The sequence below is a fragment of the Arthrobacter sp. IK3 genome, assembly GCF_051337705.1.
Lineage (GTDB): Bacteria > Actinomycetota > Actinomycetes > Actinomycetales > Micrococcaceae > Arthrobacter_B > Arthrobacter_B koreensis.
On record NZ_JBPPSW010000008.1, the window covers coordinates 155,029 to 181,536 of the forward strand.

The window sequence follows — 26,508 nt, forward strand, 5'->3', positions numbered from 1 at the left end:
AGTGAACCAAACCCCCGCCCCGAGAACAGCTGTCCTCATGCTGGAGGACGGCCGCAGTTTCCGCGGCCGCAGCTACGGAGCCACCGGCACCGCACTGGGAGAGGCTGTCTTCGCCACCGGCATGACCGGCTACCAGGAGACCATTACTGACCCCTCCTACGCCCGGCAGCTGGTTGTCCAGACGGCACCGCACATCGGCAACACCGGCGTGAATACCGACGACGCCGAGTCCCGGCGCATCTGGGTTGCCGGCTACATTGTCCGCGACGCCGCCCGGAAGCCCTCGAACTGGCGCTCCGAGCGGACCCTGGACGAGGACCTCGCAGCCCAGGGCGTGGTTGGCATCTCCGGAGTCGACACCCGTGCCATCACCCGCCACCTGCGCGAGCGAGGTGCCATGAAGGCCGGCATTTTCTCCGGTGAGGCTGCCCTGCGCAGCGACGCCGAGCTGCTCGCTGAAGTCCGCGCGCAGGAGTCAATGGCCGGTTCCCGCCTTGCCGAGGAAGTGAGCATCGAGGCAAGCTACGTCGTCGAGCCCTCCGCGCACGGCTGGGACGGCGAGCCGCTCTTCACCGTGGCCGCCCTGGACCTTGGGATTAAGTCCATGACCCCGGTGCGCTTCGCCGAACGCGGGGTCCGCGTGCACGTGCTGCCCGCCTCGGCCACGCTGGAAGACGTGCGGGCCCTGAACCCTGACGGCGTCTTCATGTCCAACGGCCCCGGCGACCCCGCCACCGCCGACAACCAGGTGAAGCTGCTGCGTGACGTGCTGGACACCGGCACCCCGTTCTTCGGTATCTGCTTCGGCAACCAGATCCTGGGCCGCGCCCTCGGCTTTGGGACCTACAAGCTGCCCTACGGCCACCGCGGCATCAACCAGCCGGTCCTGGACCGCCGCACCGGCAAGGTTGAAATCACCTCCCAGAACCATGGCTTCGCCGTCGACGCACCGCTGGACGGTCCCGTCACCGCTCCCGAAGCGCGCTTCGGCACGGTGGAAGTGAGCCACATCAGCCTCAACGACAACGTGGTGGAAGGCCTCGCCTGCCTGGACATCCCCGCATTCTCCGTCCAGTACCACCCCGAAGCCGCTGCCGGCCCCCACGACTCCGCCTACCTCTTCGACCGCTTCGTCGACCTGATGGCCTCCAGCAAGAACAAGGAATCCCGCTAATGCCCCGCAGAACCGATCTCAAGTCCGTCCTGGTGATCGGCTCCGGCCCGATCGTCATCGGCCAGGCCGCCGAATTCGACTACTCCGGCACGCAGGCACTGCGCGTGCTGAAGGAGGAAGGCCTCCGGGTCATCCTGGTCAACTCCAACCCGGCAACGATCATGACCGACCCGGAGTTCGCCGACGCCACATACGTCGAGCCGATCACTCCGGAGGTGGTCGAGAAGATCATCGCCAAGGAACGCCCCGACGCCGTGCTGCCGACCCTGGGCGGCCAGACCGCGCTGAACACGGCGATCGCCCTGGACAAGAACGGTGTACTGGAGAAGTACAACGTCGAGCTGATCGGTGCCAACATCGAAGCCATCGAGCTCGGCGAAGACCGCGAGAAGTTCAAGGGCGTCGTCGAACGCTGCGGCGCCGAGTCCGCGAAGTCCATCATCGTGCACAGCATGGACGAGGCCTTCGCCGCTGCCGAGGAGCTCGGCTACCCGATGGTGGTCCGCCCGTCCTTCACCATGGGCGGGCTCGGTTCCGGCCTGGCCTACAACGCCGAGGACCTGCGCCGCATCGCCGGTGCGGGCATCCAGTACAGCCCCACCTCCGAGGTGCTGCTCGAAGAGAGCATCCTGGGGTGGAAGGAATACGAACTTGAGATGATGCGGGACAAGAACGACAACGTGGTTGTTGTCTGTTCCATCGAGAACTTCGACCCCGTGGGCGTCCACACCGGCGACTCGATCACCGTGGCCCCGGCGATGACCCTGACGGACCGTGAGTACCAGAAGCTGCGGGACATCGCCATCGCCGTCATCCGCGAGGTTGGCGTTGACACCGGCGGCTGCAACATCCAGTTCGCCATTGAACCGGACACCGGCCGCGTCGTCGTCATTGAAATGAACCCGCGCGTCTCCCGCTCTTCGGCGCTGGCCTCCAAGGCAACCGGATTCGCGATCGCCAAGATCGCCACCAAGCTCTCCCTGGGCTACACGCTGGATGAGATCCCGAACGACATCACCAAGAAGACCCCGGCGTCCTTCGAGCCGACCCTGGACTACGTGGTGGTGAAGGTTCCCCGTTTCGCCTTCGAGAAGTTCCCGGCCGCGGATCCCACCCTGACCACCACCATGAAGTCCGTCGGCGAGGCCATGGCCATTGGCCGCAACTTCACCGAGGCGCTGCAGAAGGCCCTGCGCTCCCTGGAACAGAAGGGCTCGCAGCTCAGCTTCGACCCGGTGGATCCCGCGGATGTTCCGGCTCTCATCGAAGCCGCCAAACGGCCCACCACGGACCGCCTGGCCCAGGTACAGCAGGCACTGCTGGGCGGCGCTACCGCCGAGCAGCTCTTCGAGGCCACCGGAATCGACCCCTGGTACCTGGACCAGCTCGAACTGATCAACGAGGTTGCCGAGGAAATCCGCGGCGCCGCCCAGATCAATGAGGACGTCCTGCGCCTGGCCAAGCGCCACGGCTTCTCCGACGCGCAGATCGGCCGGCTCACCAACCAGCCGGAGCCAGTGGTCCGCGGCGTGCGCCACGTCCTGGGTATCCGCCCGGTCTACAAGACGGTGGACACCTGCGCCGCGGAGTTCGCCGCGTACACCCCCTACCACTACTCCTCCTACGACGAGGAAGACGAGGTGGCGCAGCACGCCAAGCCGTCCGTGATCATCCTCGGCTCCGGGCCGAACCGCATCGGCCAGGGCATCGAGTTCGACTACTCCTGCGTGCACGCCACCATGGCGCTGCGCGAAGCCGGGCACGAGACCGTGATGATCAACTGCAACCCGGAGACCGTGTCCACTGACTACGACATCTCCGACCGCCTCTACTTCGAGCCGCTCACGCTCGAGGACGTGCTGGAAGTCATCCACGCCGAACAGCGCACCGGCGGTGTCCTGGGTGTCTTCGTCCAGCTCGGCGGCCAGACCCCGCTGAAGCTGGCACAGGAACTGGCCGACGCCGGCATCCCGATCCTGGGCACCTCGCCCGAGGCGATCGACCTGGCCGAGCACCGCGGCGCCTTCCAGCGCGTGCTGGACGAGGGCGGGCTGGTGGCCCCGAAGAACGGCACCGCCGTGTCCTTCGAGGACGCCAAGAAGATCGCCGACGAGATCGGCTACCCGGTCCTGGTCCGCCCCTCCTACGTGCTGGGCGGCCGCGGCATGGAAATCGTCTACGACGAGGCGAACCTGTCCCGCTACATCGCCAACGCCACGGAAATTACCCCGGACCACCCCGTCCTGGTTGACCGGTTCCTGGAAGACGCCATCGAAATCGACGTCGACGCGCTCTTCGACGGCACCGACCTGTACGTGGGCGGCATCATGGAGCACATCGAGGAGGCCGGCATCCACTCCGGCGACTCCGCCTGCGTGCTGCCTCCCATCACGCTGGGCACGGACGTCATTGGCCGCGTGGTCGAAGCGACCCGTGCCATCGCCTCCGGCGTGGGCGTGCGCGGCCTGATCAACATCCAGTTCGCCCTCGCCTCGGACGTGCTCTACGTGATCGAAGCCAACCCGCGTGCCTCCCGCACCGTACCGTTCGTTTCCAAGGCAACCGGCGTCCAGCTGGCCAAGGCCGCGGCGCTGATCGGCACCGGCACCACCATTGCCGAACTGCGTGCGGCCGGAAAGCTCAAGGCAGCCGGAGACGGCTCCTCGCTTCCGCTGGATGCGCCGGTGGCCGTGAAGGAAGCCGTGCTGCCGTTCAGCCGCTTCCGCACGCCCGAGGGCACCGTGGTGGATTCGCTCCTCGGCCCGGAAATGCGTTCCACCGGCGAAGTCATGGGCATCGACAAGTACTTCGACACCGCCTTTGCCAAGTCGCAGGCTGCCGCCAACTCGGCGCTGCCCACGGCCGGCAAGATCTTCGTCTCCGTCGCCAACCGGGACAAGCGCTCGATCATCATGCCGGTGAAGCTCATGAGCGACCTCGGCTTCGAGATCCTCTCCACCGGCGGCACGGCAGATGTCCTGCGCCGCAACGGCATCCAGGCCACCACCGTCCGCAAGGTCGCCGAAGGCACCGGACCCGACGGCGAAGGCACCGTGGTGGACCTGATCACCGCCGGTGACATCAACATGGTCATCAACACGCCCTCCGGTGGACAGGCCCGGGGCGACGGCTACGAAATCCGTGCTGCTGCCACCTCGATCGGCTGCCCGGTCATCACCACGGTGTCCGAGTTCACCGCCGCGGTGCAGGCCATCGAAGCGATGCGTTCCTACGAATGGGACGTGTGCTCCCTCCAGGAGTACGCCGCCAGGCTCCAGGCTTCCAGCCTTGCCTGAGCACGGCATTGACGCTGCCCGCAGGCGCGCACCCTTTGGTGCGCGCCTGCGGGCAGCGATGGACACGCGCGGCCCGTTGTGCGCCGGCATCGACCCCCATCCCGGCCTGCTGGCCGCCTGGGGACTGAACGACGACGCCGCCGGGCTCGAACGCTTTTCGCTGACCGTCCTGGAGGCTGTGGGGGAGCAGGCTGCTGCCGTCAAGCCGCAGGTGGCACTCTTTGAACGCCACGGCTCCGCCGGCATGGCCGTGCTTGAACGGCTGCTGGCCGCCTGCACCGAGGCGGACGTCCTCTCCATCGCTGATGCCAAGCGCGGGGACATCGGCTCCACCATGGCCGCTTATGCCGACGCCTGGCTGCGGGACGGATCGCCGCTGGCAGCGGACTCAGTCACCCTGAGCCCCTACCTGGGATATGAATCGCTGCGGCCCGCCATGGACCTCGCTGCCGCGACCGGAAGGGGAGTCTTCGTCCTGGGACTGACCTCCAACCCGGAAGGCGCGTCGGTGCAGCACGTGGGCTCGGACCGTTCGGTGGCAGCCCGGATTGTCGATGCCGCTGCCGCCGAAAATGCAGGGGCCCGGACGCTGGGCTCCACCGGACTGGTAATCGGAGCAACTGTCGGTTCCGCCCTGGCTGACCTGCGCATCGACCTGGCCGCAGCCAACGCGCCCATCCTCGCCCCGGGCCTCGGGGCGCAGGGCGCAACGGGCGAAGACCTGCGGATAACCTTCGGTGCGGCCTACGCGAACGTACTGGCCACCTCCAGCCGGGACATCCTCAAGGCGGGCCCGGACCGCAGCGCACTGCGCGAAGCCGCCGCCCGCACGCTGGACGGCCTTCCGCAGCCATAGTGGAAACCGGTACGTCTTACGTACCGGTTTCCATTGCATTGCCCGCACAGTGCGGATAGGTTCGGACCCTAGCCCAAGAAACCGCAAAGCCGCCGGTCACAACCAGTTTGACGGGCGGTCAGTCTTCGCCCGGGAGAGCCAATTGAACCTCAAACCACTGACTGAAGCCGAGCGCACCAGGGCGCGGGAAAAGGCCACCGCCGCCCGCACTGTGCGGGCGGAGATCAAGTCCAAGATCAAATCCGGTGAACTCTCGGTCGAGGAGGTCATCGTCTCCCGCGCTTCCGAGGAAGCAGTGGGCCGGCTGAAGGTCGTAGACCTGCTGCGCGCACTGCCTGGTGTGGGGGAACGCCGCGCAGCTGGAATAATGGCTACCGTGGGCATTGCCCCCACCCGCCGGGTGCGGGGCCTTGGTGTCCACCAGCGCAAGGCGCTGATCGAATTACTGGAGTCCGACTAAGCCGGCCGCCCCAAGCGGCTGCGGCGGCGTCGGACCTGTTCCCTAAACAAGTGAGGTCTACGTGTCGCAACCGCGGCTGACAGTTCTGGCAGGTCCCACCGCCGTTGGTAAAGGCACGGTGTCCACCTACATCCGGGATAACTATCCCGAGGTCTGGCTCTCGGTGTCCGCTACCACCCGCGCCCCTCGCCCGGGCGAGGAAAACGGCGTGCACTACTTCTTCGTGACGGCCGAGGAGTTCGACGACCTGGTCTCCGAAGGCCAGATGCTCGAGTGGGCCGTGGTGCACGGACACAACCGGTACGGGACGCTGCGCCGCACGGTTGAGGCCGCGATGGCGGAAGGCCGGTCGGTCCTGCTGGAGATTGACCTGCAGGGCGCGCGGCAGGTCAAGGAGTCAATGCCGGAAGCGAATTTCGTCTTCCTGGCACCGCCGTCCTGGGACGAAATGATCCGCCGGCTGGTGGGCCGGGGCACGGAAACACCCGAAGAGCAGCAGCGGCGCCTGGAAACCGCTAAACTGGAACTTGCTGCCGAGCCCGAGTTCGATCACACTGTCATCAATGATGACGTTCAGCGGGCTGCAGCAGAGCTCGTTTCACTCATGGGGATCAGCCCTCGCCAACGCTGAGCTGCTGTTCTTGATCCGCACGAAAACTTTGGAGATCTTTTGTCTACCCAGCCTGAAGGCATCATCAACCCGCCGATCGACGACCTGCTGACGGCCGCTGATTCCAAGTACGCTCTGGTCATCTACGGCGCCAAGCGCGCCCGCCAGATCAACGCCTACTACTCCCAGCTGCACGAAGGCCTGTTCGAGTACGTTGGCCCGCTGGTGGAAACCAAGCTCAACGAAAAGCCGCTGTCCATCGCCCTGCGCGAGATCAACGACGGCATGCTGGTAGTCCGCGCCAACGAAACCGCCGAGTAAGGCACTGATCCACGGCTAGGAGGTAGGACAGGCGTGCGCATTGTCCTGGGGGTGGGCGGCGGTATTGCTGCCTACAAGGCAGCCTTGCTGCTGCGCCTGTTCACCGAAGCCGGCCACAGCGTCCAGGTGGTGCCCACCGAGGCTTCCACCCACTTCGTGGGCATTGCCACCTGGGAAGCACTTTCCGGGCATCCCGTCAGCACCACGGTGTTCGACGCCGTGGATACCGTCAACCACGTCCGGCTCGGCCATGAAGCCGACCTGATCGTGGTGGCACCGGCCACCGCGGACCTGCTGGCCAGGGCCGCTGCCGGCCTGGCCTCCGACCTGCTCACCAACACGCTGCTGATGGCACGCGGACCGGTGTTCTTCGCCCCGGCCATGCATACCGAGATGTGGAACCATGCGGCCACGCAGGCCAACGTCGCCACCCTTCGCTCCCGCGGCGCCGTCGTCATGGACCCCGCTTCCGGCCGCCTGACCGGCAAGGACTCGGGCCCGGGACGGCTTCCGGAGCCGGAAGATATTTTTGCCGCCGCGCTGGCAGCGGCGGGACAAGCTCCCGCCGGATCCGCGCCGGCAGCGGCGGGACAAGCTCCCGCCGGATCCGCGCCGGCAGCGGGCCTGCTCGCGGGCCGCCGGGTCACCGTCACCGCCGGGGGCACCCGGGAACCCCTGGATCCCGTTCGCTTCCTGGGCAACAGGTCATCCGGAAAGCAGGGTGCAGCCATCGCCGCCGCCGCCCTTGCCGAAGGGGCCCAGGTGCGGTTCATCGCGGCCCACCTTGAGGTTCCCCCGCCCCAGGGCGTTGACCTGGTGCAGGTTGAAACTGCCCTGGAACTTCGCGACGCCGTCCACGAGGCGGCGAAGTCCACGGATGTCCTGGTCATGTCCGCCGCCGTGGCGGATTTCCGGCCGGGAGAGAATGCGGACACCAAAATCAAGAAGCGCGACGACGGCGGGGATCCGGTAATCACGCTGGTGCGCAACCCGGACATCCTGGCTGAGACCGTGCAGAACCGCTCCGCTTCCGGATCCGGGCCCTCCCTGATTGTCGGTTTCGCCGCGGAAACAGGCGATGACAGCGGATCCGTCCTCGAATACGGCCGCCGCAAACTCGAGCGGAAGGGCTGCGACCTGCTGGTCCTCAACCAGGTGGGCCGTGCGCTGGTGTTTGGGCAGGACAGCACCGAGGTGAGGATTCTCTCACCGAAGGATGACCCGGCCGCCGAACCGCCTGCCCTCACCGGGAGCAAGGCAGAGATCGCCCGGCATCTCGTCCAGCGGATCGCCGCTGAACTGGCCGGCTCCCCGGCCCTGCACGCCACGTCCTGACCCAGGCGGGGACTGTCCCCGGAACGAAGTAGAGTAAACCCGTGACTTCCAGCAATACGACTGCCCCTGCCGAACCAAGTGCCCTGCGGCTGTTCACCTCCGAGTCGGTGACCGAAGGCCATCCGGACAAGATCTGTGACCAGATCAGTGATGCGATCCTCGACGGCCTGCTCAAGGCGGACCCCGAATCCCGCGTTGCCGTGGAGACGCTTGTGACCACCGGCCTGGTCCACGTTGCCGGCGAGGTTACCACCGAAGGCTATGTGGAAATCCCGCAGCTGGTCCGGGACACCATCCTGGACATCGGCTACGACTCCTCGGCCAACGGCTTCGACGGCGCACGCTGCGGTGTCTCCGTCTCGATCGGCCAGCAGTCACCGGAGATCGCTTCCCGCGTCTTCAACTCGGTGGAGAACCGTTCCGGCGATGCCGTGGACCCCTTGGACGCCCAGGGCGCCGGTGACCAGGGCATCATGTTCGGTTTCGCCAGCGATGAGACCAGTGTCCTGATGCCCACGCCCATCTGGCTGGCGCACCGGCTCTCTGAACGCCTGACCCAGGTGCGCAAGGACGGCACGCTGCCGTACCTGCGTCCGGACGGCAAGACCCAGGTCACCATTGGCTACGACGGCGACCGGCCGGTCTCCGTGGACTCCGTCGTCGTCTCCACCCAGCACGCTGCGGACCTGGACCAGGGCCAGCTGCACCGCGACATGGTTGAGTTCGTGGTCAATCCCGTGCTCGCCGGAACCGAACTGGACACCTCCGGGGTGCGCCACATCATCAACCCGGGCGGTCCGTTTGTCATTGGCGGTCCCGTGGGCGATGCCGGCCTTACCGGCCGCAAGATCATTGTGGACACCTACGGCGGGTTCTCCCGCCACGGCGGGGGTGCCTTCTCCGGCAAGGACCCGAGCAAGGTGGACCGGTCCGCTGCCTACGCCATGCGCTGGGTCGCGAAGAACGTGGTGGCTGCCGGACTTGCACGCCGGGCCGAAATCCAGATTGCCTACGCCATTGGCATGGCCCGCCCGGTTGGCATCTACGTCGAGACGTTCGGCACGGAGACCGTAGACCCGATGCGCATCTCCCAGGCCATCAACGAGGTCTTCGACCTGCGTCCGCTGGGCATTATCAACGCACTGGACCTCAAGCGGCCCATCTACCAGAAGACTGCCGCCCACGGGCACTTCGGCCGTGAGGACGAAGGCTTTACCTGGGAACGCCTCGACAAGGTCGAGGAACTGCGCCGCTGGTTTAACGCCTAGCGCCATGGGGGAGCATCCGCCGCAGCGTGCGCCCCGGGAAGGGCACGCTCCAGCGGAGGAAGCCGTGCAGCTCTCCCTGCTGCACGGCTTTAGTCCGCCCGCAGCGCCGGTCGGGAAGTCCCAGCCGGCACCGGAGCTGCCCATCGCCCGGGTGCTGCTCGACTCCCCGCTGCCGCACCTGGACCGTCCCTTTGATTACCTGGTGCCCGCGGAGCTCAGCGATGCAGCGTCTCCGGGCGTGCGCGTCAAGGTTCGCTTCGGCGGGCAGGAACTCGCCGGTTTCCTGATTGAGCGGCTTGCATCCACGGATACGACCGCCCGGCTGGTGAACCTGGGCAAGGTGGTTTCACCGGTCCCCGTGCTTAGCCCCGAAGTCCTCAGCTTGGCCCAGTCAGTTGCGGCACGCTATGCCGGATCCGTCCACGACGTGCTGAGGGTGGCCGTTCCGCCGCGGGTAGCGCGCGTTGAAAAAGAGTTCGCAGGCCGGGTTCCCGGCGCCGGAGCCGGAACGGGATCCCCAGAAAAACCGGCAGACCGCTCCGGGACGTCCGAGGCTGTTCCCGAACCCACGCAATCGGAGCAAAACCCGTTCCGGCGGTACGCGCACGGCCCGCGTTTCCTGAGCCACCTCGCAGCCGGCCACAGTCCGCGGGCCGTGCTGAGTTCCCTCCGCGGCTACGGTCCCGACGCCTGGCCGCGTGAAATAGCTGCCGCAGTGGAGGCCACCGTGCTCTCCGGCCGTGGCGCCGTCGTAGTTGTACCGGACCAGAAGGACCTGGCGCGTGTGATGGACGCGTTGCAGGAGAGGGTGCCCGCGGACACCGCGGTGCGCCTGACCGGGGAGGACGGTCCCACCCCCAGGTACCGCAGTTTCCTGCAGCTGCTTTACGGCGACGCGTCCGTGGCGGTGGGCACCCGTTCCGCTGCCTACGCGCCGGTGGCAAACCTGGGCCTTGTCTGCATCTGGGATGACGCCGACGACCTGCATGCCGAGCAGCGCGCGCCGTACCAGCATGCCCGCGACGTCCTGCTGCTCCGGGCCGAGGCCGCGGGCGCGGGAATGCTCGTTGCTTCCCATACCCGAAGCACCGAAGCGCAGCGGCTGATCGAGTCCGGCTGGGCGGCTGCCCTGGATGCTGAGCGGGCCCTGGTGCGTGCCTCAACGGCACGGGTGATGAGTACGGCGGACACCTTCAACCTGGAGCGGGACCCGCTGGCCGCCCGGGCCAGGATTCCGCATGCGGCCTGGAAGGCCGCCCAGGACGGACTCAAGCGCGGCCCGGTGCTGGTGCAGGTGGCCCGGACGGGTTTCTCCCCGGCCCTGTCCTGCCAGGACTGCAGGGAGCCGGCCCGCTGCCGGCAGTGCCAGGGGCCGCTGGCGCAGTCCGGACGCAACTCGCCGCCCGCCTGCCGGTGGTGTGCCCGGCCGGAGCCGAGGTGGCACTGTCCGCACTGCGGAAGTTTCCGGCTGCGGGCGTCCACCGCAGGAGCGGGACGGACCGCCGAGGAGCTCGGCCGCGCCTTCCCGTCCGTGACAGTGGTGTCCTCGGCGGGAGACCATATCCGCGCAGAGGTGCCCGATGTGCCCGCACTGGTAGTCGCCACTCCGGGCGCGGAACCCGTGGCGCCGTCGGGCTATGCCGCCGCGCTGCTGCTGGACGGGACCGCCATGCTCTCGCGGCAGTCACTGCGGGCACAGGAAGAAACGCTGCGCCGCTGGCTTACTGCAGCGGCCCTGGTCCGCCCGGCATCGGACGGGGGAGTGGTTGTGGTGACCGCTGACGACACCGCCACCGTGGGCCACCTGCTGCGCTGGGACCCGGCGGGAGCAGCCGAACGCGAACTCGCCCTCCGCCGGGAACTGGGGCTGCCGCCCGCCGTGCGCTACGCGGAGCTGACCGGTTCCCGCGACGGGCTGGACAGTTTCGTGTCCCGGCTCGGCCTGCCCGAAAGCGCCCGGATCGTGGGCCCTGCCCCGGTGGAAGAACCACCAGCTCACGGCGGAGAAACCACCCCGCGCTGGCGTACCCTCTGCTTCTTCCCCTACGGGGATGCGAACGTGATCACGCCGGCGATGCGGTCCGCCAAGGCGGCGCTTTCCGCACGGCGGACGGGTGATCCGGTGTACATTCGGGTTGACGCGCCGGACGGGCTGTAGTTCCGGTTAGGCCGCTTTTCCGGTGCCGGGGGAGTGTTCCACGGGTACCGTGCGCCGGCCGCTGCCGGGCCTGAGCGGCAGGTGCAGGCTCAGGACTCCGTTGGCGTAGTGCGGCGAGACTCCTGACGGATCAACGCTCCCACCCACCGCAATGCGGCGGAAAATAAGTCCGTCTTCCCTCTCACGCACGCTCCAGAGCGTTCCGCTGTCCATCCCGCGCAGGCTGCGGTGGGCCCGGATGAGAAGGAAGTCGCCGTCGAGCTCCACGGAGAGCGATCCGGGGTCTATCCCCGGGAGGTCTGCATTGAGGACAAGGAAACCGCCGTTCCGGTAGAGGTCTGCGGCGGTGCCGCCGCGCGCCTGGCTGCGGGCTTCCAATGCTGCTCTGTGCCGTTCGTGGTCCTGGGGCGGAACCCCCATGGGCATGATGATCATCTCCTGGCAGAAACACATTCCCGTGCTGCAATTCTAGAAGTGGTGCGCCCGGCATTCCGAATCCTCTACAGTGTGGCAATGGCCATAACCCCTGACACCAAGAACTGGACCTGGGTCCTGGACCGGACGTGCCCCGAGTGCGGTTTCACCGCCTCGGAAACCGAGTACGCGGACATTCCGCAGATGCTGCTGGAAAACGCCGAGGCCTGGCAGGACGTCCTGGACCGTCCGGACGCAGCGGTGCGGCCGGATGAGAGCACCTGGTCGCCGCTTGAATACGCGGCTCACGTCCGGGACTTGTGCAACGTGTACCGAATGCGCCTGCTCCTGATGGTGGATACCGACGGCGCGGAGTTCCCGGACTGGGACCAGGACGCCACTGCCGTCGCTGAACGTTACGGCGAGCAGGTCCCGTCCCGGGTTGCCGCAGACCTCCTTGATGAAGCCCAGGCGACGGCGGACGCCTTTGCCGCCGTCGAGGACCAGGACCGCACACGCCGCGGTCTCCGCTCGGACGGCAGTACCTTCACCGTTGAGTCGCTGGCCCGGTACTTCATGCACGACGCCGCCCACCACCTGTGGGACGTCCGGCCCAGGTGAGCCCGGCCCGGATTGGGCGCCGCACTGCGTTCAGGCAGGCATGATAGACAGGTTGCTGATGTTTTGTCTGCGCCCTGCCACCGCGGGGCGCCCGAAAGGAGATCCATGTCGTATCCAGCAGCAAGCCGTGAAATCCAGCTGGCAAGCCGTCCCGAGGGGTGGCCTGCGGAGGAGAACTTCCGGCTCGCAGAAGCCGGTGTTCCCGCACTGGAGGATGGACAGGTCCTGGTGCGCAACACCCTCATGTCGGTGGATCCCTACATGCGCGGGCGGATGAATGACGCGAAGTCCTACGTTCCCCCGTTCCAGGTGGACGCCCCGCTCGAGGGCGGTGCGGTGGGTGAGGTCGTTGAGTCCCGCGCGGGCACCCACAAGCCCGGAGATACCGTCCTCCACAACCTCGGCTGGCGTGACTACGCTGTCCTGGACGCCAAACGGGCCCGAGTTATCGACACCACAATCGCACCGGCCAGCGCCTACCTGGGCGCCATGGGCCTGACGGGCCTCACGGCGTGGGCCGGCCTGACCAAGGTGGCGGATTTCCGTGAAGGCGACGCGGTGTTCGTTTCAGGTGCTGCGGGGGCGGTCGGCTCCATGGCGGGGCAGATCGCCAAGGCACTGGGAGCGCGGCGGATCATCGGCAGCGCGGGGTCGGATGAGAAAGTCCGCCGCCTGCGCGAGCTCGGTTTTGATGCCGCCTTCAACTACCACGACGGCCCGGTGAAGGAGCAGCTCAAGGAAGCCGCCGGTGCGGACGGAATCGACGTTTACTTCGACAACGTCGGCGGGGACCACCTGGAAGCCGCAATCTCCGTGTTGAACAAGTACGGGCGGGTAGCCATGTGCGGTGCCATCTCCGCCTACAACTCCACCGAGCCGCAGAGCGCTCCCCGAAACCTCTTCCAGGCCATCGGCAAGGAACTCACCCTCAAGGGCTTCATTGCCAGCAGCTACAACCAGTACGCCGGTGAATTCGCTTCCCTGATGGCGGGCTGGCTGCAGGACGGCAGTGTCCGCTACGACGAGACGTTCGTCGACGGGCTGGAGAACGCCCCGCAGGCCTTCATCGACCTGATGAAGGGCGCGAACACCGGAAAAATGATCGTCCGGCTGGCCTAGCGCTTCCTTCCGGTCCGGTCCGCGAATGCCTGGGAGGCCTCCGCCGCAGCGCCAAGAAGCTGCTGGGCGGAGGTCTCCCAGTCATATGCTGCGGCCCGGGCCAGTCCTGCCTCTGATGCTTCGCGCCAGCGCTCCGAATCCGAGAGGCTGCGCACCGCGTCGGCAAACCCCTCGGGGCTCTCAGGGTCCACCAGCACGGCAGCACCGCCGGAGACCTCACGGAAGATCGGTGTGTCTGCCGCGATCACCGGGGTGCCTGCCGCCATCGATTCGATGATCGGCAGGCCATAGCCCTCTGCCTTTGAGAGGGAGACCAGCGCGGTGGCACGCCTGAGCAGAGAGTCGTACTCGGCGTCGGAGACCCCATTGTGGAAGACCACCCGCGACGGGTCCGCGCACAGCGCCTCCAGTTCGCTGCGGCGGGCCGGGGAAATCCTGCTGAGCAGGTGCAGCGTGTAGCCGGGCAGGCCGTCCATGCCCCGGACGATCGTTTCCACGTTCTTGTACGGCATGAAGGAACCCATGTAGAGCAGGAACTTCTCCGGCGGCAGCGCTGCATCCCGGGGAACGGTGCCGGGCTGCGGGGCGTTTGACACCATCCGAACCGGGCGCCGCGTCAGCCGGTGCCTGGACATCAGCTCGCGCGTGGTGTCGGAGATGGTGGCAACGACGTCGGCACGGTTCAGCAGCAGGCGCTGGGGCCAGTAGGCCAGATGGTACAGCCGCCACAGCAGGCGCACCGGCAGGGGCAGGAAGCCCGGCGGAGTGGGGTTCTGGTAGTAGATCAGGTCATGCAGGGTCAGGACCAGCGGATACCGGCGTCCCCAGCTGCCCATGGTCTGCATGGGGCAGACGACGGCGTCGGCTCCCAGTTTGTTCACATGCCGCGCCACGAAGAGTTCGGCCGGGGAGAGCGGGGAGTTGATTTTGGTCCACGGGACCTGCGGCAGCAGTGCCAGCTGGCGTTCATCGCTGATCAGCATGCGGACATCCGCGCGGCGGGACACCGCCTCGATGAGGCTGGCTCCGTACCGGCTGATGCCGTCATGCTGGTCAGTGCGGGTGAAGCGGGCATCAAAGACGATCCTCATGCGCTGCGATGCCTCCGGCCCAGGAAATCGGTGATGAGCGCCGCGGCTGAATCCGGCGCTTCGTAGTGCACCAGATGTCCCACCCCTTCAAGGATTTCAAGTTCCGAATCCGGCACCAGGGCCGCGAGCCGGCGCTGGGCCGGCACCGAGCCAATGTCATCCCGGTCAGCGGCGATCAGCAGCACCGGCATGCGCAGGTGGGGCGTAAAGTCCCGGACAGTCTCGGAAATGGACGACCGGAACGCGTCCAGCACCACCGTCCGTGAGGCGAAGGCGCTGAAATACGCATCATGCTGGCCATGGATCCAGCGCCGCAGGCCCGGGTTCCGGGTCTTGGCCATGAGCATGCTCATCGCGCGGACGATTCCCGGGTTGGCCAGCAGCGCCCGTCCGGGTTTCTCAGGCAGCCTGGCTGCGGCGAGGTAGTACAGTTCCGCAAGTTTGCTGGTGAAGCCCTTGGGGCCCTCAAGGGCCGGCTCGCTGATCGGGTTGATAAGGATGAGTTCGCTCAGAAGCTCCGGATGCGCTGCAGCCGTGCGCGCGGCAATGATGGAGCCGAACGAGTGGCCCAGCAGGACCGTGTCCGGTCCCAGGCCCATGACATCGAAGCCGGCGCGGACGAAATCCGCGTAGGCCGCGGCGTCGTGCGTTCCTGGAAGGGCGGCGCCCTGTCCGAACCCGGGCAGGTCCGGAAGGATCACCCGGTGGCCGGGCAGCGCCTCCACCAGCCGCAGCAGCCCGTGATGGTCCCCGCGGAAGCCATGGACCATAAAGATGTCCGGGCCTGCGGTTTCCGGGTCCGCTGCGGGGAAGTCCCAAAAACGCTGGGGAGTTCCCTGCACGGCGACGGTTCGGACCGTAGCCCGGCGCTGGAACGGCGCCGGGGCACCGGATGCCGCGGCAGGGCGGCGCCGCAGCAGCATCAGTTCACCTCGCTGGGGTTTGACCCCGTACGGCGTCCGCTGTCCATACCGTCCAGCGCTGCCATCTGACCTGCGTCAAGTTCGAAGGAAAAAATGTCGAGGTTCTCCGCTATCCGCTCCTCGCTGCTGGCCTTGGGTATCACGGTGTGCCCGGACTGCACATGCCAGCGCAGCACTACCTGGGCAGGCGAGCGCCCTGTATCTGACGCGATCCGGCGCACCAGTGGATCTTCGAGAAGGGCTCCGCGCCCCAGCGGGCTCCAGGCGACGGTGCGGATGCCGTTGGCCTTCTGGAAGGCCCGCAGTTCACGCTGGGCCAGCCAGGGATGGAGTTCCACCTGGTTGACGGCAGGCACCACGGAGGTGCCGTCCAGCAATTCTTCGAGGTGTTCACGGTTGAAGTTGGAGACACCGATCGCCCGGATCCGGCCTTCGGCGTACAGCTTCTCGAGTGCCTTGTACGTCTCCACAAAGAGCCCCCGCTCCGGGCACGGCCAGTGGATCAGGTACAGGTCCAGGTAGTCGAACCCGAGTTTCTGCAGTGAAACGTCAAAGGCGCGAAGGGTGGACTCGTAGCCGTGGTCCGTGTTCCACACCTTGGACGTGACGAAGAGATCTTCGCGGACCACATGTCCCGCGTCCGTGAAGTTCCGGACAGCACGGCCGACTCCCTCTTCGTTTCCGTACAGTGCCGCGGTGTCGATGTGGCGGTAGCCGAGGGACAGGGCGGCGCTGACCAGGGGCGCCGCGTCCTGCGCCGGAACCTTGTAGGTCCCATAGCCCGCCTGGTCCATGAGTACGCCGTTGTTCAAAGTCAGTTTTGGTGCCGGATCCATGGTGCAACTCTACCGAGGCGCACCCGACGTGCGCTCCTGCCGTGCCGCGTGTACCGTGAGGAGCCCGTAAAGGCCTGCTGACAAGCAGTTTCCCCCAAGCCATGGCGTTTCTGGAAAAAGCTTGATTGCATAGGGCCTTACAGTGCGCCGACAGGCTGCGGCAGGTGAAAATGCCCCGTTCCACGCCGGTGCCCGTGGCGGGACCTGCATCCCTGTTTACCCCCAACAAAATGGCACTACTAAAGGATCGGAGTAGTCGATGGTGACACTTGGAGAGGTTTTCGTCAGCGAAATGCTGGGTACAGCAGCGCTGATAGTCCTGGGCTGTGGTGTAGTTGCCAACGTTGCCCTGGGCAAGACCAAAGGCAATGGCGGCGGCTTCCTGATGGTCAACTGGGGATGGGGCCTCGGCGTATTCGCCGGTGTCTACCTCTCCGTGATGTCCGGCGCGCACATCAACCCCGCCGTGACGGTTGGCGTCATCACCGGCGGGGCGGAAGAATTCGTACCCGGTGTGGCAGTGACCATCGGATCCACCCTCACGTACTTCGGCGGGCAGATGCTTGGGGCCATCATTGGCGCCTTTGTCGCCTGGCTCGCCTACAAGAAGCAGTTCGACGATGAGCAGGATCCGGCCAACATCCTGGGTGTGTTCTCCACCGGTCCGGCCATCCGTTCCTACGGCTGGAACGTGGTCACCGAGGTAGTGGGCACCTTCATGCTCGTGTTCGTGATTGTCGCCTTCGCCGGAACTCCTTCCGGGCTTGGGCCGCTGGCCGTCGCCCTGCTGGTTGTCGGCATTGGCGCATCCCTCGGCGGACCCACCGGGTACGCCATCAACCCGGCCCGTGACCTCGGCCCCCGCATTGTCCACGCGCTGCTGCCCATCCGGAACAAGGGCAACAGCGACTGGGCGTACTCCTGGGTTCCGGTTGTTGGCCCCCTGCTCGGCGGGGCGCTGGGCGGCTGGGCCGGCGGCATCATCCCGCTCCCGGAAATCATCTAGCACTTCCACGTCCGCAAGCCCCAAGACCTCAAAGGAGAGACCCACGTGACCGACAGCAAGCAGCAGTACGTGATCGCAATCGACCAGGGCACCACCAGCAGCCGGGCCATAGTCTTCGACCACGACGGCAAGATCGTTTCAACCGGGCAGAAGGAACACGAGCAGATTTTCCCGCGGGCCGGCTGGGTGGAGCACGATCCGATGGAGATCTGGACCAACGTCCGCGAGGTTGTTGGCACCGCACTGTCCAAGGCAAACCTGACGCGGCATGACATCGCCGCCGTCGGCATCACCAACCAGCGCGAGACCGCAGTGGTGTGGGACCGGAACACCGGCAAACCTATCTACAACGCCATTGTCTGGCAGGACACCCGCACCCAGCCGATCGTGGACGAACTGGCCAAGGACGGCGGCCTGGAGCGGTTCAAGGACAAGGTGGGACTGCCGCTGGCCACCTACTTCTCCGGAACCAAGATCAAGTGGATCCTGGACAACGTGGAAGGCGCGCGCGAAAAGGCGGAAAACGGCGACCTCATGTTCGGCAACACGGACTCATGGGTGACCTGGAACCTGACCGGCGGCACGGACGGCGGCGCGCACATCACCGACGTCTCCAACGCTTCCCGGACCATGTTCATGGACCTGGACACCCTCACCTGGGACCAGTCGATCCTGGATGTCTTTGGTGTCCCCGCGTCGATGCTGCCGGAGATCCGTTCCTCCTCCGAGGTCTACGGGACGGTCCACGGCTCGCAGCTGCTGCGCGAGACTCCCGTGGCCGGCATCCTGGGTGACCAGCAGGCCGCCACCTTCGGGCAGGCTGCGTTCGGGGTCGGCGACGCCAAGAACACCTACGGAACCGGCAACTTCCTCATCTTCAACACCGGTGAGGAAAAGGTCATGTCCGAGAACGGGCTGCTCACCACTGTTGCCTACAAGATTGGCGATGCCGCGCCCGTGTACGCCCTGGAAGGCTCCATCGCCGTCACCGGTTCGCTGGTGCAGTGGCTGCGGGACAACCTCGGCATCATCAACAGCGCCCCGGAAATCGAGGAGCTGGCCAGTGCCGTGGAAGACAACGGCGGCGTGTACATCGTCCCGGCGTTCTCCGGCCTGTTCGCACCGCACTGGCGCTCCGATGCCCGCGGCGTGATCGTGGGCCTCACGCGGTTCGTGAACAAGAACCACATTGCCCGCGCCGCGCTCGAATCAACTGCCTTCCAGACCCGTGAAGTCCTGGACGCGGTGAACGCGGATTCCGGCGTTCCGCTCACGGAGCTGCGGGTTGACGGCGGCATGGTTGCCAATGATGCCCTCATGCAGTTCCAGGCAGACATCCTCGGCGTGGACGTGGTCCGTCCGGAGGTCGTGGAGACGACGGCCCTGGGTGCTGCCTACGCGGCGGGGCTCGCCGTCGGCTTCTGGAACTCCACGGACGAAGTGGCAGCCAACTGGAACGAGGGAAAGCGCTGGACCCCGAACATGGACCAGGCCGAGCGTGAGCGGCAGATGCGCCTCTGGAGCAAGGCCGTGACGCGCACCTTCGACTGGGTGGACGAGGACGTTCTGTAACCACGGCACCAAGCGTCCGAACCGGCAAAGCCGCTCCCGGGTCCGGGAGCGGCTTTTTCGGTGCCTGACCCCTGCGTGTTGTGTTTGACCTGCACGAATACTGGCCGGTAACGTGCTGGCAGCATCAATGGTGATGCCCATCACACAGAAGCGGGTCCTCGTGGCAGCAACAGCAGATACAAGCACGGCCGGCGCTGGCAGGGACGCGCTGCCGGTAGCGGTGATCGGTGCCGGTCCAAGCGGGCTGGCGGCCATGCGGGCCGTCTCCAAACGCGGACTAGACGTCGTGGGTTTCGAAGCGCACAACGACGTCGGCGGGTTGTGGAATATCGCCAACCCGGACAGCACTGTTTACGAGTCCGCGCACCTCATCTCGTCGCGTACCACCACGGAGTTTGCCGAGTTTCCCATGCCCGGGGGCACACCGGACTATCCGGGACACCGGCACCTGCTCCGGTACTTCCGGAACTATGCCGGACACTTTGGGCTGACCGGGCGGATTCGGTTTGGCACGCGGGTAACCGCCGCGGTCCCAACGGACGACGGCGGATGGCAGCTCAGCTGGCAGGGACCCGACGGTGCGGGCAGTGGACGGTTTGGCGCCGTCGTGGTGGCATCGGGAACCCTGCACACCCCGTACCTTCCCTCATTTGCGGGGGAGTTTACCGGAGAGATCAGGCACTCGGCCCGGTACAAGGACGCAGCGGAACTGGCGGGGAAACGGGTACTCATCGTAGGTGCCGGTAACAGCGGCTGCGACATAGCGGTTGACGCCGTGCACCACGCGGCGGCCGTGGACATCAGCGTGCGCCGCGGATACTACTTCGTGCCGAAGTATGTTTTCGGCCGGCCCACGGACACCCTGAACCAGGGCAAACCCCTGCCCCGGCCGCTGAAGCAGTTCCTGGACAAGCGGCTGCTGCGCATGTTTACCGGGGACCCGGCACGTTTCGGCTTCCCGAAACCCGACTACCGGATCTACGAGTCCCATCCGGTGGTTAACTCGCTCATCCTGCACCACCTCGGCCACGGCGACCTGTCCGTGAAACCGGACATTGAGCGGCTGGAAGGTTCCACCGTCCATTTTCGGGACGGGACGCAGGGGCAGTATGACCTCCTGCTGTGCGCCACCGGCTATGTGCTCAGCTATCCGTTCCTTTCCCGGGACCTGCTCGGCTGGGCGGGAGCTTCGCCGCAGCTTTACCTGAACATCTTCAGCCGGCAGGCGAGGAACCTGATGGTGGTGGGGATGGTGGAAGCATCCGGGCTGGGCTGGGAAGGCAGATACCGCCAGGCTGAGCTGGTGGCCGCCTACCTCGCCGCACAGCAGGACAATCCAACCGCGGCTGCCGCCTTCGACGCCGCCGTGCGGGGACCGTCTCCGGATGTCACCGGCGGTTACCGGTACCTGGGGTTGGACCGGATGAGCTACTACGTGAACAAGGACGCCTACCGGGCTGAGCTGGATGCCCACCTCTCCCGGTTTGCGGGCACTTCCGCCCACGCTGACCGGGCGCCGGTGGAGGTGCAGCAGTGATGTCCATTGACGACGTCGTTCTCAATTTCTCGCCCGGCTCACTGGTGATCCTCAATATTGTCCTCGCCGTCATCATCCTGGGCATCGCCCTGGAAGTGCGGCCGGCGGATTTCCGCACCGTGGCACGGAGCCCCTCAGCGATTCTGCTGGGGATTGGCGCGCAGTACGTGCTTCTGCCCGCGGTGACCGTGGGTATTGCACTGGCACTGCAGGTCCCCGCCTCAATCGCCCTGGGAATGATCCTGGTGGCCTGCTGTCCGCCGGGCGGAATCTCGAACGTGCTGACCCATCGGGCGCACGGCGATGTTGCGCTCTCCGCCTCCATGACTGCCGTGTCCAACCTCGTAGCGATCATCGTCATGCCGCTCAACGTGGCGTTCTGGGCTGCGCTGAGCCCGTCCACGAACTCGCTCATGCGCGACTTTTCGCTGGACCGCGGCGGCATGCTGGTTCAGGTGCTGTTGATTATCGGCCTGCCGTTCGCGCTGGGCATGCCGCTGGCCCGGCGTTACCCCGCGCTCACGGACAGGCTGCGGCCGTGGGTGCAGCGGATCGGGCTGATAGCCCTGCTGGCGTTCATCGTGGCTGGCACCGCCAGCAACCTGGAGCCGCTGAAGGAGCATCTGGGAACCATCTTCCTGGTGGTTGCGCTGCACGACGCCGTGGCCCTGGCAGTGGGGTACTGGGCGGCCGCCGCCGTTCGGCTGGACGAAGCCAGCCGGCGCGCCGTCACCTTTGAAGTGGGAGCCCGGAACACCGGGCTGGGCCTGGGGCTGACCCTGACGTTCTTCTCGGGGCTGGGCGGGATGGCCATGGTTGCCGCCTGGTGGGGGATCTGGGACATCCTGGCCGGACTGGCACTGGCTGCGTGGTGGCGCCGGCGGGATGCCCGGAAGGCCGCAGCGTCGCAGGAGGCCGCGCTGTGACCCGGGTCTGCGTGACCGGAGGCAACGGGTTCCTCGGAAGCGCCGTCGTATCCCGCCTGGCCGCGGACCCCGGCGTCAGCTACGTCCTGAGCCTGGACCTGCGGGAGCCTGACCCCGAGCGGGAGATTGACGGCGTCGAATACGCGCTGGGGGACATCAACGCACCGTATCTGGACACTCTGCTGGCGGATCACCGCATAGACACGGTGGTGCATCTGGCGGCGATCGTGAATCCCGGCCGGGACACCACCAGGGAACAGGAGTACCAGGTGGATGTCATCGGTTCGAGGAACGTGCTCTCCGCATGCGTCCGGTCCGGGGTGAAGCACGTGGTTATCTCATCCTCCGGAGCCGCCTACGGCTACCACCCGGATAACGCGCCCTGGCTCAAAGAGACCGACCCCCTGCGCGGCAACGACGAGTTCGCCTATTCCCGGCACAAGCGGCTGGTCGAAGAGGAACTGGCCAGGCTGCGCACCGAGCACCCGGAACTGCGGCAGACCATTTTCCGCATCGGCACCATCCTGGGGGCACGGGTGCGGAACCAGATCACTGCCCTCTTCGACGCCCGGCGGCTGCTGCGGGTGGCCGGGAGCGAGTCACCGTTTGTCTTTATCTGGGACCAGGATGTGGCTGATGCCATGGCCCAGGCCGTGGTGACCGGGCGCACCGGAGTCTTCAACGTAGCCGGTGACGGAGCCCTGACGGTCCGCGAGATCGCGGCGCTGACGGGCAAACGGACAATCACGGTACCTGCTCCGCTCCTCGCGGCGGCACTGTGGGCGGGACAGAAGCTCGGGCTGACGGTGCATGGACCGGAGCAGCTGCGGTTTCTGCGCTACCGGCCGGTGCTGGACAACACGGCACTCAAGGAAGAATTCGGGTTTACGCCCAGCCGTACCAGCCGGGAAGCGTTCCTCGAGTTCCGGAAGGCAAGGGACGCTGAACGCGTCCGGCAGGGATGACGACGCCGCTGCCGGCCGGGCGCTCCGGGCGCCTGCGGCCGGCAGCGGCACGTGACAACCCCGCGGCGGGCACCGCCGTCGGGCGCTGCCTGTTGTAAAGTGGAGAAATGACCGCTTTGCTCAACCTTAGATAGCCGCGTTTGCAGACAAACGCGGCAGCCCCTTGCATCTGACGAGGGGCTTTTGTGTGTCTGGGGAAGAGTTCTAAGCGCACGCGGAGCCGGCGGCATGCCGGAGGCCGCGCATCACCAGGATTTCTTGAGGACAGAGGCGAAGCATAGTGAGCACGCAGTCACAGACTGACCAGTCGGAAGAGGCCGTATACAGTTTCGCGGCCATGGAGAAGAAGTGGCCGGCTGTCTGGGACGACCTTGGCGTTTTCACCCCGGCCGACGACGGCTCGAAGGAACGCCGCTACGTCCTGGACATGTTCCCCTACCCGTCCGGTGACCTGCACATGGGCCACGCTGAAGCGTTCGCGATGGGCGACGTCGTTGCCCGGTACTGGCGCCAGCTCGGCTTTGACGTGCTGCACCCGATCGGCTGGGACTCCTTCGGCCTGCCCGCCGAAAACGCCGCGATCAAGCACAACGCCCACCCCAGCGAGTGGACCTACCGCAACATCGACACCCAGGCCGGTTCCTTCAAGCGGTATGCCATCAGCGTTGACTGGTCCCGCCGCCTGCACACCTCCGACCCTGAGTACTACCGCTGGACCCAGTGGCTGTTCACCCGTTTCTACGACCGCGGGCTTGCCTACCGCAAGAACTCCCCGGTCAACTGGTGCCCGAAGGACCAGACCGTGCTGGCCAACGAGCAGGTTGTCAACGGCGCCTGCGAACGCTGCGGCACCCAGGTCACCAAGAAGGCCCTGAACCAGTGGTACTTCAAGATCACCGACTACGCTGACCGGCTGCTGGATGACATGGACCAGCTGAAGGGCCACTGGCCGGAGCGCGTGCTGGCCATGCAGAAGAACTGGATCGGCCGCTCCGAGGGCGCCCACGTCCGGTTCGCCATCGAGGCCGCCGGCAACAAGCCCGAGGAACAGGTCACCGTCTTCACCACCCGCCCGGACACCCTGTACGGAGCAACGTTCTTCGTGGTGGCCGCGGATGCACCGCTGGCCCTGGACCTGGTGGACGACGAGCACCGCGACGCACTCCTGCAGTACCGCGAGGACGTCAAGGCGCTCTCGGATATCGAACGCCAGGCCACGGACCGCACCAAGACCGGTGTCTTCACCGGCCGTTACGCGGTCAACCCGCTCAACGGCGAGAAGCTGCCGGTCTGGGCAGCCGACTACGTGCTGGCCGACTACGGGACCGGCGCCATCATGGCCGTGCCCGCGCACGACCAGCGGGACCTGGACTTTGCCCGCACCTTCGACCTGCCCGTCCGCGCGGTACTGGACACCGGCGAAGAGGACCCGTCAGTTTCCGGCACCGCCACCACCGGCGAAGGAACCCTGGTGAACTCCGGTGAGCTCAGCGGCCTGCCGAAGTCCGAGGCCATTCCCGCAGCTGTCCGCATCCTGGAGGAAAAGGGCACGGGCGAGAAGTTCGTGAACTTCCGCCTGCGGGACTGGCTGCTCTCCCGCCAGCGTTTCTGGGGCACCCCGATCCCCATCATCCACTGCGAAGAGTGCGGCGAAGTTCCGGTTCCCGATGACCAGCTGCCGGTCACCCTGCCCACCGGGCTGAAGGGTGAGGCCCTGGCCCCGAAGGGCACGTCCCCGCTGGCCTCGGTGGAAGAGTGGGTCAACGTTCCCTGCCCGTCCTGCGACGGTCCGGCCAAGCGTGACACGGACACCATGGACACCTTCGTGGACTCCTCCTGGTACTTCATGCGCTTCGTTTCGCCGCACTTCACCGAGGGTCCGTTCGACCCGGAGGCAGTCCGGAACTGGATGCCCGTTGGCCAGTACGTTGGCGGCGTCGAGCACGCGATCCTGCACCTGCTCTACTCCCGGTTCTTCACCAAGGTGGTCAAGGACATGGGCCTGATCGAGGCCGATGAGCCGTTCAGCGCACTGCTGAACCAGGGCCAAGTCCTCAATGGCGGCAAGGCAATGTCCAAGTCGCTGGGCAACGGCGTGGACCTGGGGGAGCAGCTGGACAAGTACGGCGTCGACGCCGTGCGCCTCACCATGGTCTTCGCCTCCCCGCCGGAAGACGACGTGGACTGGGCGGATGTCTCGCCGTCGGGCTCCGCCAAGTTCCTGGCCCGCGCCTGGCGCCTCGGCCAGGACGTAGCCTCCGAACCGGGCGCCGACGCCGCCGCGGGGGACAAGAAGCTGCGTTCAGTAACGCACCGCACCATTGCCGACGCCGCTGAACTGCTGGATGCCGGCAAGTTCAACGTGGTGATCGCCAAGCTGATGGAACTGGTCAACGCCACCCGCAAGACCATTGACTCCGGCGCCGGTGCAGCGGACCCGGCAGTCCGCGAAGCAGCCGAAACCGTGGCCGTGATCCTCAGCCTCTTCGCCCCGTACACGGCCGAAGATCTCTGGAATGCGCTGGGCCACCCGGCCTCGGTTGCCAACGCAGGCTGGCCGGCGGTTGATCCGTCGCTCCTGGTCCAGGACACCGTCACCGCGATTGTCCAGGTCAAGGGCAAGGTCCGCGACCGCCTGGAAGTTCCGGCAGACATCACCGAAGACGCACTGCGCGAACTGGCGCTGGCTTCGGAGCAGGTGCAGAAGACGCTCGACGGCGCCGGCATTCGCACCATCATTGTGAAGGCACCCAAGCTCGTGAACATCGTGCCTGCCTAAACATGATGGACTGGGCGGCGCTGCGCGGACGGTGGTTCCGTTCCCGGGAAACCGGGGGCGCTGAGCCGGCATCCCGTCCGCGCATCGCCGTCGTCACCGACTCATCCTGCTCCCTGCCCGAACAGTGGACGGAAACGCCTGCGCTGGCGTCGCTGGTGCGGGTTGTTTCCATGCCGGTGATGATCGGGGACCAGATCTACGGCGAGGGCACCGACAAGATGATCGGCGCCCTCGCACTGGCCCTTGCGCAGGGCCAGGAAGTCCGCACCTCCCGGCCGGCTCCCGGAGCGTTCGAGGCTGTCTACGCCGAGCTGGCGGCCGCCGGGTTCGAAGCGGTGGTGTCGGTTCATCTGTCCTCCCGGCTCTCCGGAACCGTTGACTCCGCCCGCCTGGCAGCCCGCTCGGCAGCCATACCCGTCCAGGTGGTGGATACGGCGTCCGTAGCCATGGGGCTCGGTTATGCGGTGCAGGCTGCCGCCCGCGAGGCCCTGGACGGAGCGGGAGCGGACGACGTCGCTGCTGCCGCCCGCGCCAGTGCCGCGGCCGCCCACATCCTCTTCTACGTCCCCAGCCTCGATCAGCTGCGCCGCGGGGGCCGGATCGGTGCTGCCGCCGGCTGGTTCGGAACGCTCTTTGCGGTCAAGCCCATCCTCGCCATCCGGGACGGACTGGTTGTTCCCCTGGAACGCGTCCGAACCGCGCCGAAGGCCCTCGCCCGGCTCCAGGAGCTCTCCCGCGAAGAACTGGCCCGGCGGTCCGGGCCGGTGCGCGTTGCGGTGCACCACTTCGGCAACGAAGCTGAAGCCGAACGTTTGGCCGCCGCCGTGATCCATGAAGTGCCCGACGCTGAAGTGATGCTCTGTCCGCTGCCTGCCGTGCTCGCCGCGCACGCCGGTCTGGGCGTGCTGGCCGTTGCCATTGCACCGAGCAAGCCAGCCGGACCGGCGCTGGGCGCCGGGACCGGCACGGGTCCTGCTGCCGTCCGGGCACCGGGTATCCCCGGCAACATCCGGGGTACCGGACCGGCCGGAGGCTCGGGCCCTGCCGGCGCTGCCGGCCCGGGCGGAGATGCTGGCGCAGGTGAAGAGGCTGCTCCCGGTGGACGCGTGGGGGGACCCGGCACCGACGGCCAGCCGCCAAACTCCCTCGCGGACCCTGACCGGGACATCGACTAACCCGGGCCAAGTCTTCCTGCACAACACGGCAGCTCAGCCCGGCGCTTCACATCGTTCGCGAACGGG

At 66.7% G+C, this 26,508-nt stretch carries 23 protein-coding genes; 18 read left to right on the plus strand and 5 right to left on the minus strand.

Features of this window, described 5'->3' with window-relative positions:
- Nucleotides 1–37 precede the first annotated feature (37 nt).
- The 8 genes from carA (at nt 38) to metK (ending at nt 9,320) form a co-directional block, all read left to right on the plus strand.
- Nucleotides 38–1,174: a glutamine-hydrolyzing carbamoyl-phosphate synthase small subunit gene (gene carA, locus ACSLGO_RS12380; protein ID WP_152274613.1), complete on the plus strand. Its 1,137-nt coding sequence runs from the start codon at nt 38–40 to the stop codon at nt 1,172–1,174.
- Entirely contained in the window at nt 1,174–4,470 is a 3,297-nt protein-coding gene (gene carB / locus ACSLGO_RS12385) for a carbamoyl-phosphate synthase large subunit (protein WP_436401219.1), read from the plus strand. The genes carA and carB overlap by 1 nt, the downstream gene beginning before the upstream one ends.
- Nucleotides 4,463–5,326: an orotidine-5'-phosphate decarboxylase gene (gene pyrF / locus ACSLGO_RS12390; RefSeq protein WP_436401220.1), complete on the plus strand. Its 864-nt coding sequence runs from the start codon at nt 4,463–4,465 to the stop codon at nt 5,324–5,326. The genes carB and pyrF overlap by 8 nt, the downstream gene beginning before the upstream one ends.
- Nucleotides 5,327–5,468: 142 nt before the next feature.
- Nucleotides 5,469–5,786, plus strand: coding sequence for an integration host factor, actinobacterial type (gene mihF / locus ACSLGO_RS12395; RefSeq protein ID WP_091604601.1), 318 nt, complete (start codon nt 5,469–5,471; stop codon nt 5,784–5,786).
- Between the two features lie 61 nt (nt 5,787–5,847).
- Nucleotides 5,848–6,417 carry a guanylate kinase gene (gene gmk, locus ACSLGO_RS12400; protein WP_419242687.1) on the plus strand — a complete coding sequence of 190 codons (570 nt, stop codon included), beginning with the start codon at nt 5,848–5,850 and terminating at the stop codon, nt 6,415–6,417.
- Between the two features lie 39 nt (nt 6,418–6,456).
- The gene (gene rpoZ / locus ACSLGO_RS12405) at nt 6,457–6,717 is read left to right on the plus strand and encodes a DNA-directed RNA polymerase subunit omega (protein ID WP_055241005.1); all 261 of its coding nucleotides are present in this window, start codon (nt 6,457–6,459) and stop codon (nt 6,715–6,717) included.
- Nucleotides 6,718–6,750: 33 nt separating this feature from the next.
- A complete protein-coding gene (locus ACSLGO_RS12410; protein WP_436401221.1) occupies nt 6,751–8,052 on the plus strand; it encodes a bifunctional phosphopantothenoylcysteine decarboxylase/phosphopantothenate synthase in 1,302 nt (433 codons plus the stop codon).
- A gap of 41 nt (nt 8,053–8,093) precedes the next feature.
- Nucleotides 8,094–9,320 carry a methionine adenosyltransferase gene (gene metK, locus ACSLGO_RS12415; protein ID WP_091604612.1) on the plus strand — a complete coding sequence of 409 codons (1,227 nt, stop codon included), beginning with the start codon at nt 8,094–8,096 and terminating at the stop codon, nt 9,318–9,320.
- Here the strand turns inward: metK and ACSLGO_RS12420 are convergent.
- Nucleotides 9,310–9,543: a hypothetical protein gene (locus ACSLGO_RS12420; protein WP_386887625.1), complete on the minus strand. Its 234-nt coding sequence runs from the start codon at nt 9,541–9,543 to the stop codon at nt 9,310–9,312. The genes metK and ACSLGO_RS12420 overlap by 11 nt on opposite strands.
- Here ACSLGO_RS12420 and ACSLGO_RS12425 point away from each other — a divergent pair.
- Nucleotides 9,457–11,478 carry a primosomal protein N' gene (locus tag ACSLGO_RS12425; protein WP_436401238.1) on the plus strand — a complete coding sequence of 674 codons (2,022 nt, stop codon included), beginning with the start codon at nt 9,457–9,459 and terminating at the stop codon, nt 11,476–11,478. The genes ACSLGO_RS12420 and ACSLGO_RS12425 overlap by 87 nt on opposite strands.
- A 6-nt stretch (nt 11,479–11,484) precedes the next feature.
- Here the strand turns inward: ACSLGO_RS12425 and ACSLGO_RS12430 are convergent, their stop codons facing one another.
- Nucleotides 11,485–11,913, minus strand: a complete 429-nt coding sequence (locus ACSLGO_RS12430; protein WP_436401222.1) for an Hsp20/alpha crystallin family protein — start codon at nt 11,911–11,913, stop codon at nt 11,485–11,487.
- Nucleotides 11,914–11,991: 78 nt separating this feature from the next.
- On the opposite strand from ACSLGO_RS12430, the gene ACSLGO_RS12435 reads away from it, so the two are divergent.
- Together ACSLGO_RS12435 and ACSLGO_RS12440 are read left to right on the plus strand one after the other, a co-directional pair.
- Nucleotides 11,992–12,513, plus strand: a complete 522-nt coding sequence (locus ACSLGO_RS12435; RefSeq protein WP_436401223.1) for a DinB family protein — start codon at nt 11,992–11,994, stop codon at nt 12,511–12,513.
- A gap of 105 nt (nt 12,514–12,618) precedes the next feature.
- Nucleotides 12,619–13,632, plus strand: a complete 1,014-nt coding sequence (locus ACSLGO_RS12440; protein WP_263126885.1) for an NADP-dependent oxidoreductase — start codon at nt 12,619–12,621, stop codon at nt 13,630–13,632.
- Here the strand turns inward: ACSLGO_RS12440 and ACSLGO_RS12445 are convergent.
- Genes ACSLGO_RS12445 through ACSLGO_RS12455 form a run of 3 tightly spaced genes read right to left on the minus strand, consistent with a single transcriptional unit; the run spans nt 13,629 to nt 16,482 of the window.
- Nucleotides 13,629–14,723 carry a glycosyltransferase family 4 protein gene (locus ACSLGO_RS12445; protein WP_436401224.1) on the minus strand — a complete coding sequence of 365 codons (1,095 nt, stop codon included), beginning with the start codon at nt 14,721–14,723 and terminating at the stop codon, nt 13,629–13,631. The genes ACSLGO_RS12440 and ACSLGO_RS12445 overlap by 4 nt on opposite strands.
- Nucleotides 14,720–15,646 carry an alpha/beta fold hydrolase gene (locus ACSLGO_RS12450; RefSeq protein ID WP_436401225.1) on the minus strand — a complete coding sequence of 309 codons (927 nt, stop codon included), beginning with the start codon at nt 15,644–15,646 and terminating at the stop codon, nt 14,720–14,722. The genes ACSLGO_RS12445 and ACSLGO_RS12450 overlap by 4 nt, the downstream gene beginning before the upstream one ends.
- A complete protein-coding gene (locus ACSLGO_RS12455) occupies nt 15,646–16,482 on the minus strand; it encodes an aldo/keto reductase (RefSeq protein WP_436401226.1) in 837 nt (278 codons plus the stop codon). Before ACSLGO_RS12455 ends, ACSLGO_RS12450 begins: the two co-directional genes overlap by 1 nt.
- Nucleotides 16,483–16,744: 262 nt before the next feature.
- On the opposite strand from ACSLGO_RS12455, the gene ACSLGO_RS12460 reads away from it, so the two are divergent.
- The 7 genes from ACSLGO_RS12460 to ACSLGO_RS12490 all read left to right on the plus strand — a co-directional run bounded on the left by ACSLGO_RS12460 (nt 16,745) and on the right by ACSLGO_RS12490 (nt 26,442).
- The gene (locus tag ACSLGO_RS12460; protein ID WP_091605893.1) at nt 16,745–17,488 is read left to right on the plus strand and encodes an MIP/aquaporin family protein; all 744 of its coding nucleotides are present in this window, start codon (nt 16,745–16,747) and stop codon (nt 17,486–17,488) included.
- Nucleotides 17,489–17,533: 45 nt separating this feature from the next.
- On the plus strand, nt 17,534–19,060 hold the full coding sequence (gene glpK, locus ACSLGO_RS12465; protein WP_091604632.1) for a glycerol kinase GlpK: 1,527 nt from the start codon (nt 17,534–17,536) through the stop codon (nt 19,058–19,060).
- A 133-nt stretch (nt 19,061–19,193) separates the two neighbouring features.
- Entirely contained in the window at nt 19,194–20,597 is a 1,404-nt protein-coding gene (locus ACSLGO_RS12470; RefSeq protein ID WP_436401227.1) for a flavin-containing monooxygenase, read from the plus strand.
- Nucleotides 20,597–21,523: a bile acid:sodium symporter family protein gene (locus ACSLGO_RS12475; protein ID WP_436401228.1), complete on the plus strand. Its 927-nt coding sequence runs from the start codon at nt 20,597–20,599 to the stop codon at nt 21,521–21,523. The genes ACSLGO_RS12470 and ACSLGO_RS12475 overlap by 1 nt, the downstream gene beginning before the upstream one ends.
- Nucleotides 21,520–22,488: an SDR family oxidoreductase gene (locus ACSLGO_RS12480; protein WP_091604637.1), complete on the plus strand. Its 969-nt coding sequence runs from the start codon at nt 21,520–21,522 to the stop codon at nt 22,486–22,488. The genes ACSLGO_RS12475 and ACSLGO_RS12480 overlap by 4 nt, the downstream gene beginning before the upstream one ends.
- Before the next feature lie 337 nt (nt 22,489–22,825).
- The gene (gene leuS, locus ACSLGO_RS12485; protein ID WP_091605899.1) at nt 22,826–25,267 is read left to right on the plus strand and encodes a leucine--tRNA ligase; all 2,442 of its coding nucleotides are present in this window, start codon (nt 22,826–22,828) and stop codon (nt 25,265–25,267) included.
- 2 nt (nt 25,268–25,269) lie between these two features.
- Nucleotides 25,270–26,442: a DegV family protein gene (locus ACSLGO_RS12490; RefSeq protein ID WP_325787626.1), complete on the plus strand. Its 1,173-nt coding sequence runs from the start codon at nt 25,270–25,272 to the stop codon at nt 26,440–26,442.
- The last annotated feature ends 66 nt before the right edge of the window (nt 26,443–26,508 follow it).

Coding starts and splice junctions, on each gene's coding strand:
- ACSLGO_RS12435 (WP_436401223.1), top strand. CDS start 11,992: ATGGCCATAACCCCTGACACCAAGAACTGGACCTGGGTCCTGGACCGG.
- ACSLGO_RS12470 (WP_436401227.1), top strand. CDS start 19,194: ATGCCCATCACACAGAAGCGGGTCCTCGTGGCAGCAACAGCAGATACA.
- ACSLGO_RS12450 (WP_436401225.1), bottom strand. CDS start 15,646: ATGCTGCTGCGGCGCCGCCCTGCCGCGGCATCCGGTGCCCCGGCGCCG.
- ACSLGO_RS12490 (WP_325787626.1), top strand. CDS start 25,270: ATGATGGACTGGGCGGCGCTGCGCGGACGGTGGTTCCGTTCCCGGGAA.
- ACSLGO_RS12430 (WP_436401222.1), bottom strand. CDS start 11,913: ATGATCATCATGCCCATGGGGGTTCCGCCCCAGGACCACGAACGGCAC.
- leuS (WP_091605899.1), top strand. CDS start 22,826: ATGGAGAAGAAGTGGCCGGCTGTCTGGGACGACCTTGGCGTTTTCACC.
- ACSLGO_RS12440 (WP_263126885.1), top strand. CDS start 12,619: ATGTCGTATCCAGCAGCAAGCCGTGAAATCCAGCTGGCAAGCCGTCCC.
- carA (WP_152274613.1), top strand. CDS start 38: ATGCTGGAGGACGGCCGCAGTTTCCGCGGCCGCAGCTACGGAGCCACC.
- carB (WP_436401219.1), top strand. CDS start 1,174: ATGCCCCGCAGAACCGATCTCAAGTCCGTCCTGGTGATCGGCTCCGGC.
- ACSLGO_RS12475 (WP_436401228.1), top strand. CDS start 20,597: ATGTCCATTGACGACGTCGTTCTCAATTTCTCGCCCGGCTCACTGGTG.
- ACSLGO_RS12445 (WP_436401224.1), bottom strand. CDS start 14,723: ATGAGGATCGTCTTTGATGCCCGCTTCACCCGCACTGACCAGCATGAC.
- ACSLGO_RS12455 (WP_436401226.1), bottom strand. CDS start 16,482: ATGGATCCGGCACCAAAACTGACTTTGAACAACGGCGTACTCATGGAC.